This window comes from Thermococcus sp. 5-4 (genome assembly GCF_002197185.1).
Classification (GTDB): Archaea; Methanobacteriota_B; Thermococci; order Thermococcales; family Thermococcaceae; genus Thermococcus; species Thermococcus radiotolerans.
In genome coordinates this window covers 121,711-135,517 of sequence record NZ_CP021848.1, presented here as the reverse complement: position 1 = coordinate 135,517, position 13,807 = coordinate 121,711, and the positions used below count along the sequence as shown (strand labels likewise).

The window sequence follows — 13,807 nt, the reverse complement described above, 5'->3', positions numbered from 1 at the left end:
CTAACGTATTATCGTCATATCTCCTACTCTCTGGCCATAATTCTCGGACGGCCTAATTAAGCTTTTCTATTCACCCCGCAAGGCGAGCATCGCCATCTTTCTGGCTATTCTTCTGGCGAACTCCAGGGGAATGAATGCTATCACGAACAGTATCGCGGCCAGAATCAGCGACGGCTCCCGGCCGAGGGGCTGAACTATCATCATACCGAAGGCCACTATGAGAAACCCCATGCCAAGCGCGAGGAACCTCCTGTACGTTTTGTTCATTACCTCAAGGGTCTCCTCCATTCCTCTCACCGAGGCCTTTTTATTTGAAACCCGTTTTAAGTCTTTGGTGTTGCCGATGGAGTGTCCGTTCTGCAACGCGAAGCGGGAGGCGATTCTTTACGATGACGGAATCATCAGGATACTCGTTGACTCCTATCCAGCGAACAGGGGACACCTGCTGGTCGTCCCGAGGCGGCACGTTGAGAGTCCAAACGAACTGAGCCCGAAGGAGAAGGAGGCGCTACTGAGGGGAATAGAGCTGGCGATGGAAAAGCTGACCCGGGCCCTGAGGCCGGACGGCTTCAACGTTGGGATAAACCTGGGAAAGGCCGCCGGCCAGACGGTTCCCCATCTACACGTCCACGTCATCCCACGCTGGGAGGGAGACTGCGCCCACCCGCGGGGCGGCGTCAGGAAGGCTGTACTGGATCTGGAGGACGAGAACCTCAGCCTGAGGGAGCGCTGGGAGAAGAACAGGATGAGCGATGAAGAAATCGAGATGCTAAGGAAGGCGTTCAGGTCCTGAGCGGGTACTTCCTCCCGTTCTTCTCAAGCTTCCTCTCGAGGGCCTCGTCCAGGTCTATGCCGAGCTCGTGGGCGAGCAGCGTGAGATAGATAACGACATCGGCTATCTCATCGGCTATGGCCTCCTTTTTGGCCGGGTCTTCGACGGCCTCGAGTATCTCCTCGTCAGTCTCCCACTGGAAGTGCTCGAGCAGTTCGCCCAGCTCGACTGCCGCCGATATGGCCAGGTTCTTCGGCGTGTGGTACTCGGCCCAGTTCCTCGCATCTCGGAAGGCGACGACCCTTTCCTCAAGCTCCCTAAAGTCCATGGGACCACCTCAGTAGGCATGGGCGTCGGCATTCCTGAGAAGCTCAAGGAGTCTCAAAAACTCATCGAGCTCCTCCTCCGAGAAATGCTCCTCAACGTCGTCCTCAGGGTCGAGTTTGGCGAGCATCTCGCGCGCCTTCATCAGGTCATCCAGGTCCTCCTGAAGCTCCAGGGCCCTCTGAGCAAACTCGTAGCTCGTGTGCGGGCTCTCAAAGACCCTGTTCTGGTTCGCGATTATCGCTATCTTCAGGTTGGCTATGGTCTCATCGACCAGCTCGATAAGTTCCCCCACCTTCATTTTCACCACGTATTAACCTACACGCGGGGGTATTTAAGCCTCCCGAAAGGTTTTTACGTTCAATGGGATGAAATCCATACGGTGGTCGGAGTGGACTTCGACCTCTTCATGGAGAGGTACGGGTATAAAATCCTGTTCGGCCTGTTTGGGCTTGTCATTCTAACGATAATTGGGGTTCTCGCACTCTCGGTCTATACGGCTCTCAGGTTCTACGGCCTCTTCGCGGGAGGATTGCTCCTGCTGCTGGGAGCTGTCTACGCGTTCACCGTTAAGAGGCGCGTCCTCGATGCGCAGGCGCAGGCCCACGCGAAGTACTTCTACGATGACAGGAGGAGGTAAAAGGGATGGACCTGGGACTCTTTATGGAGAGGTACGGGTACAGGCTCCTAATGGTGCTCTTCGCCTCCATCGTGATTGGAGTAATCAGCATCCCGTTTCTCATCATGTTCTGGGGCTTCTCGGGCTACGCACCTGTTGCGGGCGTTATCACCGTGGTGGCCTTCGTCCTCGGGGCCATCTTCGTAGTGGCACCCAGAGAGTGGCGCTCGGAGACCATAACGAGAACCTGGTTCAGAACACCCAACGAGGTCTACTACGACAAGAACGAGAAAAAACGGCGGTGATTTTCCGAATATTTTTCGATTTTCATTGACACTTTTCTGAAGGTAGAGTTTTAACCCCCTACACAAAGAAACTACGGTGGTCATAGTGGAAGCGATTAAGGCTTATCCTTCTGATTCAACCGAAGTCAAGACCAGGAAGCGTGAGAAAAAGCTTCTCATGGGTAACGAAGCCATCGCTTATGGTGCCCTCGAAAGCGGCGTTGTCTTTGCGACAGGCTATCCCGGGACACCCTCGACCGAGGTCATCGAAACGATAGCCCATCTGAAGCCAGAGGTATTCGCCGAGTGGGCGCCCAACGAGAAGGTGGCTTTGGAAGAAGCGGCTGGAGTCGCTTACACCGGCCTGAGGACGCTCGTCACGATGAAGTGCGTCGGTCTCAACGTCGCCGCCGATCCGCTCATGAGCCTCGCCTATTCAGGCGTTGAAGGAGGTCTTGTAATCCTCGTCGCCGACGACCCTGGACCGCACACTTCCCAGACCGAGCAGGACGACAGGTACTACGGAAAAATCTCCCTTCTGCCGGTTCTTGAGCCTGCCGATCCTCAGGAGGCCCATGATTTAATCATCTACGCCTACGAGCTGAGCGAGCGCTACAAGGTTCCGGTCATCTTCAGAACCACCACGAGGGTGAACCACACGACGAGCGACGTTGAGGTCGGCGAGTTCGTCGAGCTTGACAGGAAGCCCGTCTTCAAGAAGGACATCGAGAGGTACGTCAGGGCGAGCATGGAGGGCAACAGGAAGAGGCACAGATGGCTCAACGAGACGCTGGCAAAGATAGAGGAGGAGTTCAACTCAATGCCCTTCAACTGGGTCGAGGGGGACGGTAGAATCGGCATCATCGTCGAGGGCGCGCCCTACAACTACGTGCGTGAGGTTCTCCCGAAGATCGAGGGTGATTTCAAGGTCCTCAAGCTCTCAACGCCACATCCTCTTCCGAGGAAGCTCGTCGTTGAGTTCCTCAAGGGAGTTGACTTTGCAATAGTGGTTGAGGACGGCGCGCCGTTCCTCGAGGAAGATGTCAAGATTGCCGCCTACGAGGCCGGCCTCAACGTCCCAATCTACGGGAAGAGAACAGGCCACTTTCCGCTCGAGGGCGAGCTCACTCCGAGCCTTGTGAGAAACGCACTGCTGCGGCTCATCGGCGAGGAGGGGGAGACCTACGAGAAGCCGGAGGATGTCAAATACGCCGAAAGCCTTGCCCCGAAGAGACCCCCGGTGATGTGCCCAGGCTGTCCGCACAGGGGCTCCTACAGGGCCGCGCTGGACGCTCTGAGGGACCTCAGGCTGGGCAGGTTCAGCGTCCCGATACACGGTGACATAGGCTGCTACGCCCTCTCGCTCCTCCCGCCGCTCGAAGCCATCTGGACCGAGTACGTGATGGGCGCGAGCATAAGCCTCGCCAACGGGCAGAGCGTGGCGCTGAACAAGAAGGTGATAGCCACCATCGGCGATTCGACGTTCTTCCACAACGGAATCCAGCCGCTGGTCGATGCGGTCTACAAGAACCTGAACGTTCTCGTCATGATACTGGACAACAGGACGACGGCGATGACCGGCCACCAGCCCCATCCCGGAACCGGCGGAAGCGAAACCGGCAGGAAGTTCAACGAGATCGACATCGAGGCGCTCGTCAAGGCCCTCGGAGTGAAGTACGTGAAAACCGTTGACCCCTACGACCTCAAAGCAACGAGGGAAGCGATAAAGGAGGCCATGCAGGTCGAAGGGCCTGCGGTGATAATAGCGAAGCAGGAGTGCGTTATACCGGTCATAAGGCGCGGCGAGATAGGGGAGATACCGCTCGTCATCGAGGAGAAGTGCACCGGCTGCAAGGCATGCATACTCCTGACCGGCTGTCCGGCGCTCGTTTACGAGCCGGATACCAACAAGGTCAGGATAGACAACCTGCTCTGCACCGGCTGCGGCGTCTGCAACCAGACGTGCCCGTTCGACGCGATAAAGTTCCCGAGCGAGCTGGAGAGGGGGGCCTAGCCCCTCACTCCCTCCAAACTTCAAGAACCATGAAGCGCCTCACGAGCGGGTTCGGGTAGAGCTCCCAGCCGATTCCCTCGGTTTCGGCCTCGATTTCCCCGAAGAGACCACCCTCGCGCGGGTCGAGGCTCTCACCGTAGATTTTTCCGGGACGGATTTCAACTTTCATATACCTCGGCAGGCCGACGATGGCCTTGCCGTGCTCCCTCGCGTAGTCAATCGCCCACTTGGCGGTGTAGAGGCCCGAGTAAATCTCCGCTATTCTAACCGGGACGCTGGACTTGCCGATGGCGACTATCTCTATCCCGGTCTCCTCCCAGAATTTCTTCGCCAGGGGCTGAAGGTCCTTGGCCAGGTCCTTCCATACTTCCTTGCCGCGGTCGGTTATCGTCAGAGCGTCGATCGTCGGCTCATCGAGCTTCCGCACCTCGATTCCACCTATCGTCGAGTCGAGGTGTATCACGTCGGGCTTAACTTCCCTCGCGAGTTCAACGGCCAGAAAAGCCTCCTCCCGAACGGCCTGCCTTCCGCTCATGTCGTAGTCGAAGGGATTCCCGTACCTCACCACGCTCATCGTTGCCGTTCTGTATGGCCTCTCCACAAGAACGGCCGCCGTGGCTATTAGACCTATTGGATTGTACTCCTCATCCAGCAGGGCACCACCCGTGTCAGCGGCGACTATTCTCATCGCAACCACCGTTAAGGACCAATTACCAATATACGAAGGGAGTCAAATATACATTGGTGATAGCGTTGGATGGGTCAGGCGATATTGTTTATGAAGCTTTGGGTTCTTACATAGACGGCCTCTGCGGTTCGGTGTTTCTGGGAACCGCCAGGGGAAAGGTCGTCCTGTACAAGATGGGGACGTATCCCCTAACGCCCACGGGGGAGCCCCTGCCGTTTCTCAACGTCTTCTACTCCCATGGCATGCTCGAGATAACCGGAATATGGAACCGCGACGGCAAGAGCGGGGCGTTTCTGCTGAAGATGGTTCCCTCCGGGATAGAGGTGAGGGACGGGGGCATCATCTACATAACCTTCCACCCCTCTGACGGCGGCATAGTGCTGGTCACCCTCTACGGAAACGAGGGGCTGGCGAAGACGCTCGAGGGCGCTGTTCTGGACTGCAGAACGGAGAGAAGGGAAGACGAGAAGATGCTCTCCTCAATGCTGGGGATAAGGTCGATCATTCCCCCGCAGTGGGAAACATCGCATCCCTGAGCCTCTCCACATCTTTTCTCATGGCCTTTATTGTTCCCTCATCAAAACTAGTCAGTCGAGAATAGCGGAATATAACCCCGTGGATTTCAGGATGCCGGCTCTCAAGGATTCCCATCATCTCGGCCACCGGCATGAGAAGCCCCGTGTCCAGGTAAACCAGGTAGGCCCCCATCGTGTAGAGGGCGTCCATATAGGCGTTGTACGCCATCTCAAAGCGTCTCTCCTCCAGATAGTATTCTGCACGGCTCATATACGCCAGGGCCTTTTCCTTTAGGGCCTTTTCCATCGCCGACACCACGCATGGTTTATAAGGGGAGACCTAATAAACCTGTCGAGGGATATGAAGGCGGAGAGACTTGCCTGGGCCATCATAGTGCTCATCATAGTCTACATAACATGGAAGGCCATAAGCCCACTGATAACGCCGATATTCTTCGGCCTGATTCTGGCCTACGCGGCCTATCCCATACACAGGAGACTCGCCCCCAGGCTCGGCGAGATTCACTCCGCGGTGCTCCTCACGGTGGGAATGCTAGGCCTTGGCGGCGTGGTGACCTTCGAGCTTTTAATGATATCCGTTCAGGTCGCAGCATCTTTCTACCAGAGCGTCGTTGACTTCTTCAGGTGGCTAATGACACAGCCGCTGCCCCCCGAGGTTCTCGATTTCCTCCAGAACTTCTTCAATCAACTCATTCCAAGGTTGTCGGACTACATATCGAAGCAGGCCTTCTCCCTCCCCATGTACCTCCTCCAGCTCGTCGTCTTCCTATTCACATTCTACTACGCACTGTCAAACGCGCATGAGATAGCGGAGGAGATACGGCTGGCGATTCCGGATAAGAACCGCCGTCTGGGCGAGGAGATACTCGAAAGTCTCAACAAGACCCTCGGAGCGCTGGTGAGGGCCTGGCTGGTTTTGAACGTCATAAAGGGTGTTCTGATGACGTTTGCCTTCCTCCTGTTCGGGGTCTCAGACCTCTACACCGCGATAGTGGCCGGGTTCCTGACCTTCATCTTCTCCTTCGTTCCCCTCTTCGAGGGCTGGATGATATGGCTCCTCGCGGCCGCGTACTTCGCCAAGGAGGCCATGTACCTCCACGCGATTGGGATAGCTATCTACGGCTTCCTCCTGGTCTCCCCGATGCCAGACTACACGATAAGGCCGATGATGGTCGCCAAGGACGCGAACCTCGACGAGACCCTCGTCTTCATAGGAATGATAGGCGGAACGTGGGCCATGGGAGTGAAGGGCCTCATAATAGGTCCTATAGTGCTCAACCTTCTCCTGGTTCTCCTGAAAGAATGGAAGAGGGTCATATCAGGTAGAGAACCTTCACGCCGGCCCTCTCCATCTCCCTCAAAGCCCGCTCCTCATCCTGGGGTTTGATTCCCTTCACCGCGTCGCGGAGGAGGTAGGTCTCGAAGCCGTTCTTAACCGCATCGAGGGCCGTTGCCTTAACGCAGTACTCCGTGGCGACGCCGCAGACGTAAACCCTCTTCACACCGTTTCTCTTCAGTATCTCTGCCAGGTTCGTCCCCTCGAATCCCGAATATGCCTCCTTATCCGGCTCCGTGGCCTTTGAGACTATCACGGCATCGGCCGGAAGCTCCACTACGAACTCCGCCCCGGGAGTGTTCTGAACGCAGTGCCTCGGCCACGGGCCGCCCTGCTCCCTAAAGCTGACGTGGTTCTCGGGATGCCAGTCGCGCGTGGCAACTATCAAAGCCCCTCTCTTCCTGAACTCCTCGATGTAGCGGTTGCACCTGGGTATTATCCTGTCTCCCCCTGGAACCGGCAGGGCTCCCCCTGGCATGAAATCCCTCTGCATGTCAACGACGATGAGCGCCTCCTCGGGCATGACATCACCCCAAAATAGAATTCGGCGGGATCGTTAAAACGGTTTGCGGAATAGAAGGAAAAGCCCTCACAGCTCGAGCCGGTCTTTAAAGCGCGACATGTCAACGCCCTTGTCCATGCCGAAGAGATACGCCAGAACCTTCTCGTCGAGGTCGCCATAGCGCTCGCGCATGGATTTGATGCCCTCAAGAACCTCCTCCCACTCCCAGCCGAGGGAATTTGCTATATGCATCACCATCTCGTTGAAGAAGTCCTCCTCGGCCTCTTCCTCCGCTAGCAGGGCTTTGTTGACCACCAGAACCCCTTCCCGCTCCTCGAGGAGGCCCTCCTCCAGGGACTTCGCTATAAGCTCCTTCACGGCCTTCACGTCCATCAGGCGGAGACTGAAGGCCAGTATCCCCACGAGCTCACTCCTGGTGAACTCAACCGAGCCCTTATACTCAACCGCGCGTTTTATCGGGTGCACGCAACCACCTAACTTTTTTTAGGGCCAGGAAATAAATAAACCTTTGCATAACTCCGTTAGATGTTTAAGCACCCGCGAGAACTCTAAACGGTGATGCCAATGGAGCAGAGGACTCACAGGCTGACCTCTGAAAAATTGGTTGGAAAACCCGTGAAAATTGAGAAGGATTACGCGGAAGTCATCCTCGAAACGACGGAAGAGATGGCCGTTGATGAATACGGGCTCGTTCACGGCGGTTTCACCTTTGGCCTGGCCGACTACGCGGCGATGCTCGCCGTCAACGAGCCGACTGTCGTCCTCGGAAAGGCCGAGGTCAAGTTCCTGAAGCCGGTCAAGACAGGAGAAAGACTTCTAGCGAGGGCCAGGATAGAGGAAGACCTCGGAAGGAAGAAGATAGTAAAGGCCGAGGTCTTCAACGAGAGGGACGAGAAGGTCTTCGAGGGAACCTTCCACTGCTACGTTCTCGAAAAGCACGTGCTCGAATAAGCCAAAATTTTTTTAAACCTGAATATCGAAATCCGATATCGGTGTTCGATATGAAGTACCGGGACTTCTTAGCCCTGCACATACTCCACCACGCGAGCGAAGAACCGGTTACAGGCTCGTTTCTGATGAAAGAACTTGAGAGACACGGCTACCACATCAGCCCGGGAACCATGTACCCACTCCTTCACTCCCTGGAGGGGGAGGGCCTCCTCAAAAGCCACTGGGAGGTCCGGGGCGGGAGACGGGTTAGGGTCTACGAGATAACGGAAATCGGCCAAAAAACCCTCGACGAGGGCAAGGAAAGGCTGAGGGAACTCTGCCTCGAACTGCTGGGGGAATGAGGAATGGAAGAAAGAGAAAAGAAGATATTCGGAATAAGCTGGAACGTCTTCCTGCTCGGAATCGTCAGCTTCCTCAACGACATGAGCAGCGAGATGATAATGCCCGTTATGCCGAGCTATCTGATGGAGGTTCTCGACGCCGGAAAGCTGCTCAGCGGTTCCGTTATGGGCGCGATAGAGAGCATGAGCTCGCTGTTCAAGGTGGCCTTCGGCTACGTGAGCGATAAGTTCCGGAAGCGGAAGGCCTTCGTCTTTGCCGGTTACGCCCTCTCAACCCTCGCCAAAGGTGCCCTGGCATTCACCCGCTACTGGTGGGACTTCCTCCTCCTGCGCGCGGTGGACAGGATCGGGAAGGGCATAAGAACCGCCCCCCGGGATGCGCTTATAGCGGAATCGAGCGAGAAGGGGAAGACCGGAAAGTCCTTCGGCTTCCACAGGATGATGGACACCCTCGGAGCCGTCGCCGGTCCGCTCGTTGCTATAGCACTCATCGAGCTCCTGAAGAGTCTTCCGGCGGAAACGGCCTACCGCTACATCTTCCTGATCTCCGCGGTTCCAGGGGCGATATCGCTCTTCGTCATAATCCTCTTCGTGAAGGACCGGGGCGGTGAGGTCAAAAGGAAGATCAAGGGTATCTCAACGCTGAAGGACAGGAACCTGCAGCTCTTCCTAGCGGTGGTGGCGATAGGTGCCCTCGGAAGGTACAGCTACGCCTTCACGATGTGGAAGGCGCAGGAGCTCGGCTACTCCGTCGTCCAGAGCATAGCCTTCTACGCCCTCTTCAACCTGATCTATGCCCTCTCGGCCTATCCCCTCGGAGTTTACTCCGATACCTTCGGCAAGAAGAGGATGATAACCATGGGCTTCGGAGTTGCGGCCCTAGCGGCTTTAGCTTTTGCATACGCGAGGAACTTCTACACGCTCATAGCGGCCTTCGTGCTCTACGGGATTTACATCGCCATCGAGGACACGATACCCAGGGCGTACATGGCGGATCTGGCGAGGGAATACGAGAAGGGCACTATAATAGGGGCATACCACACGGTCTTCGGCGTCTTCGTCTTCCCGGCGTCGGTGATAGCGGGCTGGCTCTGGGGGAGCTACTCCCTGACCTATGCCTTCACCTTCGCCGCAGCTATGAACGTCGTTGCCATGGTCCTAATGGCCTTCGTGAGGGAGTGACCGCTCCCTCAAATTTTTGAGAGAAAAGGTAAGGGCAGGCTGAAAATCATGCGCCCATCTTTTCAAGCTCTTCCTTTCCAATGAGCAGGGGTCTCTCAGCCTCAATGACGTAGCTGAGCTCCCACTTAACTTCACCCTTGTTCATCGCCTTTGCGTAGCGCTCGGCGATTTCCTCCGCCTCCTCGAGCGAGGAAGCCTCGACGATCCTCCGGACGTACCATTTCATGTCGCCGAAGCGAAGCTTGAACTCCGCCATGTACATGGCCATCACCGTAGAGAGTTGGTGGGGAACTATAAAAACCTAAGGCTCAGCGGCCCGGTAGATTCCGTCCTCCCCGGTGGCCTCGAAGATTTTCCCGCCTTCTTTCGTCTTCAGTTCGACGATCACGGCCGAGGGCCTTCTCTCAACTTCCTCCTCAACCTTCCGAGTGCTGAGAACCTGAATGAATGCATCCCCAAGCCTCTCGAACTCAAAAACCAGGGCATCTTCTTCCCAGCGATGGCCGCGGTAAGAAACGCCCCCCATTTTAAAAGTAACCTCAAGAACTATTCTCATCAACATTCCTCCAAACATTGCTCATGAATCCCTCGCTCTGCGATGTTAAAAAGGTTGGCATTGAAAGAAAAGGAAAGCACTTTCAGCCCGTCTTCTTCAGCTTGACCACCTGCTTCGCGAATTCCTCAAGCACTTCCTTGCGCATACCCTCGAAGAACTTTATAGAGCCGGCGTAGCTGTGGCCGCCGCCCTCGATTCCCGCGCTCGGCAGGGCCTCCTGGAGCTTTGGAATTATCTCGTTTAGGTCGAAGTTGTAAGCCGCCATGCCGTCCGCGGCCCTGACCACCGCGAAATCCGGACCATAAGCCAGGGTGAGTATCGGCGCGTCCTCGCCGTACTTCTCCTTGAAGTGGTCGTGTATAAGACCAGAGAGCTTGCCCGGGCTCGGATAGCTGAACTTTGGAGCAAAGAGCTCGATGTCTATCGTGTTGAACCTTATCCCGTTCGGAAGGACGACGCTCTTGACGTGCGGCAGCGAGGCCTTCAAAGCCTTCTCCTGCTTCTCCTTGACCTCAGGGTAGATAGCGTTGATGAGCTCGCGGTGTCTCTGGAGATTGCCGGTTAGGAGGAGTATCTCGTCGATTACGCCGTGTCCGTCCATGAACTTCCAGAAGTAGGCCTCGTGGTCTATCACCTCGGCTATCTTCTTGAGGTCCTCCTCGTCGAGGCCCTTGGCCTTCTTGGCTATCTCAAGGTACTGGTAGAATTCGGAGGCCTTGCTCCTGTCACCTGTGCCAGCTATGGCCGGCAGGTGCTTTATCCTGTCTTCCACTTCGGGGTTGATGAAGCGGGCCACCTCGGTTGCCAGCATTCCCGCCGTTAGCTCGTAGTAGCCGCGCTTTATGTGGTGCGGGTTGACGTGCACATCGACGTAGTCGTCGACCTTGGCCCTGTCCTCGCTCACCCACTCGCGCGGGTCGTGGTGGTCTATGACGACTATCGGGACGCCGAAGGCCCTTATGCGCTTGTAGGCAGGAATGTCCTCGCTCGTTCCGCCGTTGTCCACTATGACGAGCAACGGCAACGGATCGCCGAACCTCTCGTGGTCCTCGACCATGAAGATGATATCCTTGAGCACATCCTCCAGCTCGTAGAAGGGCGCCCTGCTCGGTCTGCGCTTGAAGAGCTTCCACCTGGCGCCGGAGTCCGGCGAGACCTCCTCGATGAGTGGAACTATCGCGTACTCCAAAGCCAAGCCGGAGGTGTAGCCGTCGGCGTCGGCGTGGTGCCTCAGCAGTATCGGCCTGCCCTCGTAGATCGCCCTGCGTATCATGAAGGCGGCCTTCATTATCTTCGGCTTCAGAGCCTCAAGAACCTCGCTCTCAATGAGGAAGCCGACATCCTGGGGCTGGGCGCGCCTGTCGAGCTCCTCCTCTATGCGTCTCTTAACTTCGGCAGCCTCCGGCCCCCAGAGCCTCGCCATGTCGCTGGTCTCTATCTGAATCTCGCCGGAGTGGAAGGCCACCTTACCTATTATCTCCACGATGTCGCCGACGTTTATGTTCGGGTAGGCCCTAACCCCGGGCGCCTCGAAGGCGGCCGCCCACGTTATGCCCGTTCCATCGGTTATCGTGAAGACCGTTGGACCGCCGGTCACCTGTATCTGGGTGACCTTGCCGCGAAGCCTGACCGTCTGGCCCGCCATGTCCTTGCTCAGGTCACGGATGAGCGTCACGGGAAGCTCCTTCCGCACAACCACTTCCTTGTAGTGCTTGAGCGCTGACTCGATGAGGTCTATCTCGCCCTTGTCGGGCCTCACATCGAGAACCTGAACCAGTATCTCGTCGCCGGGCTTGTACTCCCTGCCGCCGAGGAGGTCCTTCCTGCGTATCAGGCCCCTGACGTGCGGGTTGAGCCTGACGAATACGCCGAAGCGCTCCACCCTGTCTATGGTTCCCTTGTAGACGTTCCCAACTTCTATGTCCTCCACGTCGCAGGTCTTGTCGAGAACGTAGACGACCTTGTACTTGCGCATGCAGTCCGGGCAGACCCAGGTGGTCTCCATGCCCGGCTCCCAGGGTTCCTTCACCTTGCCGCAGATGTCACAGGCAAGAACCCTACCTGTTCCGCCGCAGGTCGGGCAGGTGTCGTAAACCGGCACTACACCCTTCCCGTGGCACTCCGGACAGGGTATCTCGTCAACCTCGTCCTCAACGCCTATGTAGTCGAGGTTGCGATAGCCCTTCAGCTTCTCCCCAACCTTGAAATCGGCAGGAACGTAACCCCAGCCCTCACAAACGGGGCACTCCTTCTCGCCAACCTTAACCTTCCCGGTTCCGTGGCACTCAGGACAGTCCTTAACCACCATGAGCATCACCCTAGAAATCTCTCGTCTGAGAGACCTAGGCAGACGGTGGCTTATAACCTTTTGTCTCCGCCCTACCGAAGAAGCCCCAGAACACCACCATCGAGAGGCTGTACAGGAAGGCGGTTATCAGGAACGGCCAGACCAGGGACATGTCGAAGAGAACGCCGCCCACGTACTGGCCCACCCCGAAGGTAGCCGTCCAAGCCAGGCTGTTAAGCGCCATCGCGGTGGAGCGCTCCCCTTCCTCGAAGAACCCCATCATGAAGGAGTTCCATATCGGGTTGACTATGTTCATCAGTATCGTCCTGAGGATGTATATCACCGCCGCAACGGGGAAGGCCGGCGAGAAAGGAAGGGCACCTATGAGAATGCTCGCAGTCCCGTTGAAGGAGACGATGGTCTTAACACTGCCGAACCTATCGGATATCATGGGCAGCAGGAACATCCCGATCCCCATTATGAACTGCTGGAATGCGAAGAGCCAGCCTATGCTCTCCAGGCTCGTCCCAAAGCGCTGGTTGAACCAGAGCCCCATGTAGGGAATCGCTATCCCCGCGCCCAGACCTATCAGCGCCCCTGGAAGGGCGAGGCGGCCTATCCTGACGAGGAGGCTCCTGTCGAGGTTCAGCCCGCGGGAGTGTCTCTCAAGGACGGGCCTGACGAAGAGAACTATCGCGAACCGAATAGGTATGACCACGAGAACCAGGGAGAACACCCCTCCATAGCTCAGCCAACGCGAGAGAAAGCCGGCGACGAGTATCCCGAGGGCGGAGGCTATCGTGCCGATTCCCGAGGAGAGGCTGAACAGGTAGTGCCTCTTCCCGTCCTCCACCTCCCCGCTGAGCAGCGCCATGAATGAGGGAGACTCCAGTGCCATGCCCATTCCTATCAGGACGCCACCCAGGGCGAGCATCCAGAGGGTTGGGTGGAGAACCTGAACGAGCCTTCCGAGGAACATCATGCTCACTCCAAGGAGGACGGTTCTCTTGTAGCCCACCCTCGCGCCGAACGGGCCCGAGAACAGCAGAACCGCCGCCTGGGCCAGAGTTGAGAGCGAGAAGACCACGCCTATGTTGGTGTAGTCGAAGCCGAGCGATTTGAGGTAGAACGGGAAGATAAACCAGGCTATGTTGCCCCCGAAGGCGGAGGCGAATGAGTAGGCAACGAGCAGCCATGCGTCCCTTCCGAACCCGCGGTAGTTCTGCAGTGACATGAACGTTCAGACCGCGATTTGAGTATATAAACCTACCTCCCCATCCACCGAAAGATTTATTAAAAGAATCGGGAATTACTCAGCGTTTAAATCAAAAATGAGGCTCAATTCTGGCTTGAGTCGAGAAGGTAAAATCAGGAGAAAATGGTAAAATAAGATT

The 13,807-nt window shown here is 56.7% G+C and carries 20 protein-coding genes; 9 read left to right on the top strand and 11 right to left on the bottom strand.

The annotated features are described in order from the left end of the window. Nucleotides 1–66: 66 nt before the first annotated feature. Entirely contained in the window at nt 67–288 is a 222-nt protein-coding gene (locus tag CDI07_RS00780; protein WP_088179800.1) for a hypothetical protein, read from the bottom strand. A 55-nt stretch (nt 289–343) separates the two neighbouring features. On the opposite strand from CDI07_RS00780, the gene CDI07_RS00775 reads away from it, so the two are divergent. Continuing rightward, nucleotides 344–793, top strand: coding sequence for an HIT family protein (locus tag CDI07_RS00775; RefSeq protein ID WP_088179799.1), 450 nt, complete (start codon nt 344–346; stop codon nt 791–793). Here the strand turns inward: CDI07_RS00775 and CDI07_RS00770 are convergent. Next, nucleotides 783–1,100 carry a nucleotide pyrophosphohydrolase gene (locus CDI07_RS00770; protein ID WP_088179798.1) on the bottom strand — a complete coding sequence of 106 codons (318 nt, stop codon included), beginning with the start codon at nt 1,098–1,100 and terminating at the stop codon, nt 783–785. The genes CDI07_RS00775 and CDI07_RS00770 overlap by 11 nt on opposite strands. A 9-nt stretch (nt 1,101–1,109) precedes the next feature. Next, on the bottom strand, nt 1,110–1,397 hold the full coding sequence (locus tag CDI07_RS00765) for a hypothetical protein (RefSeq protein WP_088179797.1): 288 nt from the start codon (nt 1,395–1,397) through the stop codon (nt 1,110–1,112). Nucleotides 1,398–1,478: 81 nt separating this feature from the next. Between CDI07_RS00765 and CDI07_RS00760 the strand changes: the two genes are divergently transcribed. From CDI07_RS00760 to iorA, 3 genes are all read left to right on the top strand, one after another. Continuing rightward, the gene (locus CDI07_RS00760; protein ID WP_343232453.1) at nt 1,479–1,736 is read left to right on the top strand and encodes a hypothetical protein; all 258 of its coding nucleotides are present in this window, start codon (nt 1,479–1,481) and stop codon (nt 1,734–1,736) included. A 5-nt stretch (nt 1,737–1,741) separates the two neighbouring features. Beyond that, nucleotides 1,742–2,020, top strand: coding sequence for a hypothetical protein (locus CDI07_RS00755; protein ID WP_088179795.1), 279 nt, complete (start codon nt 1,742–1,744; stop codon nt 2,018–2,020). Between the two features lie 85 nt (nt 2,021–2,105). Next, nucleotides 2,106–4,013 (top strand): indolepyruvate ferredoxin oxidoreductase subunit alpha, encoded by a 1,908-nt coding sequence (gene iorA / locus CDI07_RS00750; protein ID WP_088179794.1) that lies wholly within the window; start codon nt 2,106–2,108, stop codon nt 4,011–4,013. A gap of 4 nt (nt 4,014–4,017) precedes the next feature. On the opposite strand, the gene CDI07_RS00745 is transcribed toward iorA, so the two are convergent. Then, nucleotides 4,018–4,701 carry a DUF4152 family protein gene (locus CDI07_RS00745; RefSeq protein WP_088179793.1) on the bottom strand — a complete coding sequence of 228 codons (684 nt, stop codon included), beginning with the start codon at nt 4,699–4,701 and terminating at the stop codon, nt 4,018–4,020. A gap of 56 nt (nt 4,702–4,757) precedes the next feature. Between CDI07_RS00745 and CDI07_RS00740 the strand changes: the two genes are divergently transcribed. Further along, complete coding sequence (locus tag CDI07_RS00740; RefSeq protein ID WP_226996592.1) at nt 4,758–5,237, top strand: hypothetical protein; 480 nt, start codon at nt 4,758–4,760, stop codon at nt 5,235–5,237. Here CDI07_RS00740 and CDI07_RS00735 read toward each other — a convergent pair. Then, nucleotides 5,203–5,523 carry a hypothetical protein gene (locus CDI07_RS00735; protein ID WP_088179791.1) on the bottom strand — a complete coding sequence of 107 codons (321 nt, stop codon included), beginning with the start codon at nt 5,521–5,523 and terminating at the stop codon, nt 5,203–5,205. The genes CDI07_RS00740 and CDI07_RS00735 overlap by 35 nt on opposite strands. A 54-nt stretch (nt 5,524–5,577) precedes the next feature. Here CDI07_RS00735 and CDI07_RS00730 point away from each other — a divergent pair, with 54 nt between their 5' ends. Continuing rightward, on the top strand, nt 5,578–6,624 hold the full coding sequence (locus tag CDI07_RS00730) for an AI-2E family transporter (RefSeq protein WP_088179790.1): 1,047 nt from the start codon (nt 5,578–5,580) through the stop codon (nt 6,622–6,624). Here the strand turns inward: CDI07_RS00730 and CDI07_RS00725 are convergent. Together CDI07_RS00725 and CDI07_RS00720 are read right to left on the bottom strand one after the other, a co-directional pair. After that, nucleotides 6,551–7,096: a nicotinamidase gene (locus CDI07_RS00725; RefSeq protein WP_088179789.1), complete on the bottom strand. Its 546-nt coding sequence runs from the start codon at nt 7,094–7,096 to the stop codon at nt 6,551–6,553. The genes CDI07_RS00730 and CDI07_RS00725 overlap by 74 nt on opposite strands. A 66-nt stretch (nt 7,097–7,162) precedes the next feature. Further along, complete coding sequence (locus CDI07_RS00720) at nt 7,163–7,561, bottom strand: DUF2240 family protein (protein ID WP_088179788.1); 399 nt, start codon at nt 7,559–7,561, stop codon at nt 7,163–7,165. Nucleotides 7,562–7,660: 99 nt separating this feature from the next. On the opposite strand from CDI07_RS00720, the gene CDI07_RS00715 reads away from it, so the two are divergent. The 3 genes from CDI07_RS00715 to CDI07_RS00705 are packed head-to-tail and all read left to right on the top strand — an operon-like array spanning nt 7,661 to nt 9,570. Next, nucleotides 7,661–8,047 carry a PaaI family thioesterase gene (locus CDI07_RS00715; protein WP_088179787.1) on the top strand — a complete coding sequence of 129 codons (387 nt, stop codon included), beginning with the start codon at nt 7,661–7,663 and terminating at the stop codon, nt 8,045–8,047. A 50-nt stretch (nt 8,048–8,097) separates the two neighbouring features. Next, nucleotides 8,098–8,388 carry a PadR family transcriptional regulator gene (locus tag CDI07_RS00710; RefSeq protein ID WP_088179786.1) on the top strand — a complete coding sequence of 97 codons (291 nt, stop codon included), beginning with the start codon at nt 8,098–8,100 and terminating at the stop codon, nt 8,386–8,388. Between the two features lie 3 nt (nt 8,389–8,391). Beyond that, a complete protein-coding gene (locus CDI07_RS00705; protein WP_088179785.1) occupies nt 8,392–9,570 on the top strand; it encodes an MFS transporter in 1,179 nt (392 codons plus the stop codon). 46 nt (nt 9,571–9,616) lie between these two features. On the opposite strand, the gene CDI07_RS00700 is transcribed toward CDI07_RS00705, so the two are convergent. The 4 genes from CDI07_RS00700 to CDI07_RS00685 all read right to left on the bottom strand — a co-directional run bounded on the left by CDI07_RS00700 (nt 9,617) and on the right by CDI07_RS00685 (nt 13,647). Then, on the bottom strand, nt 9,617–9,832 hold the full coding sequence (locus tag CDI07_RS00700) for a hypothetical protein (protein WP_088179784.1): 216 nt from the start codon (nt 9,830–9,832) through the stop codon (nt 9,617–9,619). Between the two features lie 39 nt (nt 9,833–9,871). Further along, the gene (locus CDI07_RS00695; RefSeq protein WP_088179783.1) at nt 9,872–10,126 is read right to left on the bottom strand and encodes a hypothetical protein; all 255 of its coding nucleotides are present in this window, start codon (nt 10,124–10,126) and stop codon (nt 9,872–9,874) included. A gap of 82 nt (nt 10,127–10,208) precedes the next feature. After that, entirely contained in the window at nt 10,209–12,434 is a 2,226-nt protein-coding gene (locus CDI07_RS00690) for a DHH family phosphoesterase (RefSeq protein ID WP_088179782.1), read from the bottom strand. Between the two features lie 34 nt (nt 12,435–12,468). Further along, the gene (locus CDI07_RS00685; protein ID WP_088179781.1) at nt 12,469–13,647 is read right to left on the bottom strand and encodes an MFS transporter; all 1,179 of its coding nucleotides are present in this window, start codon (nt 13,645–13,647) and stop codon (nt 12,469–12,471) included. Nucleotides 13,648–13,807: the final 160 nt, after the last annotated feature.

Coding starts and splice junctions, on each gene's coding strand:
- CDI07_RS00780 (WP_088179800.1), bottom strand. CDS start 288: ATGGAGGAGACCCTTGAGGTAATGAACAAAACGTACAGGAGGTTCCTC.
- CDI07_RS00775 (WP_088179799.1), top strand. CDS start 344: ATGGAGTGTCCGTTCTGCAACGCGAAGCGGGAGGCGATTCTTTACGAT.
- CDI07_RS00770 (WP_088179798.1), bottom strand. CDS start 1,100: ATGGACTTTAGGGAGCTTGAGGAAAGGGTCGTCGCCTTCCGAGATGCG.
- CDI07_RS00765 (WP_088179797.1), bottom strand. CDS start 1,397: ATGAAGGTGGGGGAACTTATCGAGCTGGTCGATGAGACCATAGCCAAC.
- CDI07_RS00755 (WP_088179795.1), top strand. CDS start 1,742: ATGGACCTGGGACTCTTTATGGAGAGGTACGGGTACAGGCTCCTAATG.
- CDI07_RS00745 (WP_088179793.1), bottom strand. CDS start 4,701: ATGAGAATAGTCGCCGCTGACACGGGTGGTGCCCTGCTGGATGAGGAG.
- CDI07_RS00735 (WP_088179791.1), bottom strand. CDS start 5,523: ATGGAAAAGGCCCTAAAGGAAAAGGCCCTGGCGTATATGAGCCGTGCA.
- CDI07_RS00730 (WP_088179790.1), top strand. CDS start 5,578: ATGAAGGCGGAGAGACTTGCCTGGGCCATCATAGTGCTCATCATAGTC.
- CDI07_RS00725 (WP_088179789.1), bottom strand. CDS start 7,096: ATGCCCGAGGAGGCGCTCATCGTCGTTGACATGCAGAGGGATTTCATG.
- CDI07_RS00715 (WP_088179787.1), top strand. CDS start 7,661: ATGGAGCAGAGGACTCACAGGCTGACCTCTGAAAAATTGGTTGGAAAA.
- CDI07_RS00710 (WP_088179786.1), top strand. CDS start 8,098: ATGAAGTACCGGGACTTCTTAGCCCTGCACATACTCCACCACGCGAGC.
- CDI07_RS00705 (WP_088179785.1), top strand. CDS start 8,392: ATGGAAGAAAGAGAAAAGAAGATATTCGGAATAAGCTGGAACGTCTTC.
- CDI07_RS00700 (WP_088179784.1), bottom strand. CDS start 9,832: ATGTACATGGCGGAGTTCAAGCTTCGCTTCGGCGACATGAAATGGTAC.
- CDI07_RS00695 (WP_088179783.1), bottom strand. CDS start 10,126: ATGAGAATAGTTCTTGAGGTTACTTTTAAAATGGGGGGCGTTTCTTAC.
- CDI07_RS00690 (WP_088179782.1), bottom strand. CDS start 12,434: ATGGTGGTTAAGGACTGTCCTGAGTGCCACGGAACCGGGAAGGTTAAG.
- CDI07_RS00685 (WP_088179781.1), bottom strand. CDS start 13,647: ATGTCACTGCAGAACTACCGCGGGTTCGGAAGGGACGCATGGCTGCTC.